We start from the raw sequence: 3,642 nt of genomic DNA, 5'->3' as shown, positions 1-3,642 counted from the left end.
GAATAAATGAAAATTGAAAAAGGTGATGAATATGGATTACAAAATTAATACCCTTTTTACTCAAATAGGCGGAGCAGAAACTATTGAGAAGCTTGTCCAAGTATTTTATCCACGTGTATATGCTGATCCCGACCTAAGCCCATTGTTTGAAGGAGATATGGAAGAAATCATGAGAAAGCAGCGGATGTTTCTATCACAATTTACCGGAGGACCCGCCCTTTATAGTCAGGAATTCGGGCCACCTGCTATGCAGCACCGCCATCTCCCCTTCGAAGTCACGCCACTGCGCGCTAAGTGCTGGCTTCGCTGTATGAAGGAAGCTTTTGAGGAAATTGGGCTTAATGAAAATCCTGCAGGTGCGGCTTTTTATGATCGACTAACACAGGTAGCAGGGATTATGGTAAACACTCCAGATTATGAATAAAATATAGTTTGCTAATGTAAGACTAAGTTTGCTTAATTTTTCTTAATAAGTTTTCTGAATGCGCAAAAATAAGAATGATAATTATTGCTGCTACTATCCATAAAAGTTCAATGGAATGGTAAAGATACGAAATAGAAAATGGTATCAGGCAAATGGCTGCAAGTCCTGCAATCGTAAAGCTTCTAGTAAAAGGGAAAAATAGTAAAAAACCAATGATAATGACGAGTGCCAGCAATGGCTCGAATGTAATGATTCCCCCGATAAAGGTTGAAATTCCTTTTCCGCCTTTAAATCGAAAAAGGATTGGTTTAATATGTCCGATTACAGCTAGGCTAAGGCCAGCCAGCATTTCCAATTCTGTAAATTGCAGATATCTTCCAATTATGATGACAATACTGCCTTTACATGCATCACCGAGAAATGTAATGACAAAAGCCTTTTTTCCATATAATCGTCCGATATTTCGTGCTCCTGGGTTTCCGGAACCTTGATTATGTACATTTCCTTTCCCAAAAAGCTTTAAAAAAATGTGAGCAGTCAGGATATTGCCGATAAAATAAGAGCCAATAAAATAAATTATTTGATTCATATGGATCTCCAGCCTTTTTTGATTGTTGGACTAGGAATCTAGCAGTCTAGTTCTGAATTATGTAAGAGATATATACTATATTATGGACAAGTATCATTGATTATTCAATAAAAATAACACCCAAAAAATGGGTGTTATTTTTTCAAGCTTAATTCCCCTTGCTGATGATACGAATTTAGATCGTATGATGATATTTTGGTTGGGGATAAGGCATATAGGGAGTTTCCAATATAAATAATCCGATTAATTTGATTCTCCCATTCCTCATATGGTGCTTGAGGATCCTGATGTGTTAATTTCGTTTGTAAGTGAAAGCCCGTTCTTAAATCAATGTTGTAAACAAATCCTCCTTGGAACTCAAATGTAGACTCATATTCACTATTTGGTTTGTTTTGATGAACGGTAATTGGAAAGGCAAAAAGATTTTTCTTTTTATCAAACAAGAGTGCTTTATGATCATGATTTAATGGTGAGTACGTACCTCTGCCTCCGATAATTTCCGTAAATTTCTCTTTCGGATTTGACATATCACTTACATCGAAAAGGGAAATTTTTACCCCATCCGTTAAAATGATTGGCTGATTACCGGGACCTTTCCCGCTTACCTTTGTATCATAACCAAAACCAATGAGATGATTTTCGTCAAATGGGTGCAGATAATTGCTGAAACCTGGTATTTTCAATTCCCCTAGAATCTTTGGATTCTTCGGGTCCTTTCCATCAATGACAAATAACGGATCCGTCTCTCTAAAGGTCACAATGTAAATGCGATCATTCATAAACCTTGCTGAATAAATTCGCTCTCCCCTTGCAAGATCCTCAAGTTTACCTACCTGCTTTAGATTTTCATCCAATATATAAAGATTATTCGCTGAAGGCCGCTTGTCATCCCAAACATAGCCCTTTGTCGTGGCAATGCGAAAATACCCAGCATATTCATCCATGGAAAACTGGTTTAATACCGTTCCCGGAACTTCACTCGAGCTATGAAATTCCACCTTCATGCCATCCACGTTAAATTTATAAACAGTTGTATCTGGCTGTTCAGATTTACCGTCTATATGTGGAAACCAATAATAGTTGCTGACCGCTATATAGAGATTATTTTTTGACATATAAAGATTATTGCCGCTGCCTAAATAGGTGGATACGGAAATTTTTTCAGTTGGTTTATCTAGATCAATTACAGCAATATTTGTGAAATTTGTTTCGCTCGATCCAGGAAAATACTGAATATGATCGAAATCAACTGGCTGCAAGCCTGGTTTCTCTAATGAATCGGAATACTTAGGGCGTATATCAATTTCTGGATTGTCTTTCAAGATCCAAACATCTGGATATTTATTAGCAATAAGATAGACTTTTCCATTCATAAGCCTAGATGAAAGCAGTGAGCCTTCCATTTCGAATTCTCTTATTTTTTTCGGTGTCTGTTTATTTTCAATATTGTATATAATGGCTTTCGTTGTTTCGTGTACAGGAGCAATGGCAATTTTGGCTATTTCTTTCTGTGTCGGGTACGGCATCTTCCCGTAGCTATTTCCTAAAATAATTAACTGATCCTCGTATATAAAAAGCTGGTAAGGAGAAAAAGAATGGTCAAATGATAGCACAGACTCTAATGTCATCTTATCGGAAGGAGCTGCTTTAATGATTTGGACCTTTTCGTCCACGACCTGATAAATATGCGAACCATCTGTTTTAACCGTATCTGCTTCATCGATTCCCTGAACCTGAACATTCGTTTCAGAATAATTAGACCCGCTTTTATCAGCTGCCGCACTTTCCTGTGAAGACTCCTTCACGCTAATTGAAAAACCTGTTTTATGTTTCTTCTCTTCTTCCTTTACACGATTTAATAATAATTCATTTAAGGCAGTTTTTGATTTAACTGAAGGAAGAGTGTCTTTTACTTCGAAGGATTGGCTCTTCCCAGAAAGCAGTTTTTTTCCGAGGGCAGATTTTATATCTGAGCTCAGATGCAAAGTATAATATTTTGCCTCTAATGAATATCCGCCATCAGGAGGTTCTACAATAACAGAGTTTCCCTCCTTACTGACATTCACTTTCACTTTTTGGTTTTGTCCCTTTTCATCTATCACATAAACCGTTTTTTCATTTACACTTTTTGGATCTAGTTTAGCGGAAAAGTTAAATTTCCAAATCTTATTCTGCAGGACAATGGTCTTATCATTTCTTGTATCCATCCCACTGACAACCTTTAATTGTGTAATGAGGAAAAATGAAAACATCACTGTTATAACTGTAAAAATTCCGCCTATAGTGAACCATTTTTTCTTCATTGCTGTCCCCCCTTTATAGCTTTTGACGAAATAGGATTCCCTTTAGTTACAATCACTTCCTTTTCATCCATAGATTTACTTCAAAATTAATAATAAAAAATATCCGCTCGATTTGAGCGGATATTTGATCTTTCTCATTATTCACCAGTCTTGTGTTCTTTCTAGCAATTTATCAATTTCAATTCGTCTGATTATATAGCTGAAATCACCTTCATCTGCCATTTCTTCGGTAGCATCTAACAGTTTATCAATATCGGCATTAATTAAAATCATAATCAGAACTCCTCTAAATATTATTTAATAGGTATTTGGATGTTTATTTTTAT

Annotated in this window: 4 protein-coding genes; 1 reads left to right on the top strand and 3 read right to left on the bottom strand. The window is 36.2% G+C overall.

Annotated features, from left to right (window positions below; translation table 11 throughout):
- Positions 1-31 precede the first annotated feature (31 nt).
- Positions 32-424, top strand: coding sequence for a globin (locus tag V7122_RS24580; protein WP_335355381.1), 393 nt, complete (start codon positions 32-34; stop codon positions 422-424).
- Between the two features lie 22 nt (positions 425-446).
- Here the strand turns inward: V7122_RS24580 and V7122_RS24575 are convergent, their stop codons facing one another.
- The 3 genes from V7122_RS24575 to V7122_RS24565 form a co-directional block, all read right to left on the bottom strand.
- Entirely contained in the window at positions 447-1,013 is a 567-nt protein-coding gene (locus V7122_RS24575) for a glycerol-3-phosphate acyltransferase (protein WP_335529774.1), read from the bottom strand.
- A gap of 134 nt (positions 1,014-1,147) precedes the next feature.
- On the bottom strand, positions 1,148-3,316 hold the full coding sequence (locus tag V7122_RS24570) for a beta-propeller domain-containing protein (protein WP_335529772.1): 2,169 nt from the start codon (positions 3,314-3,316) through the stop codon (positions 1,148-1,150).
- Between the two features lie 141 nt (positions 3,317-3,457).
- Positions 3,458-3,589, bottom strand: coding sequence for a hypothetical protein (locus tag V7122_RS24565; RefSeq protein WP_335346696.1), 132 nt, complete (start codon positions 3,587-3,589; stop codon positions 3,458-3,460).
- Between the last annotated feature and the right edge of the window lie 53 nt (positions 3,590-3,642).

It is taken from the genome of Bacillus sp. JJ1532 (genome assembly GCF_036965085.1).
In the GTDB taxonomy this organism is placed as follows: domain Bacteria; phylum Bacillota; class Bacilli; order Bacillales; family Cytobacillaceae; genus Cytobacillus.
The sequence above is the reverse complement of the archived record's forward strand: the minus strand, read 5'-3'. Positions and strand labels throughout refer to the sequence as shown.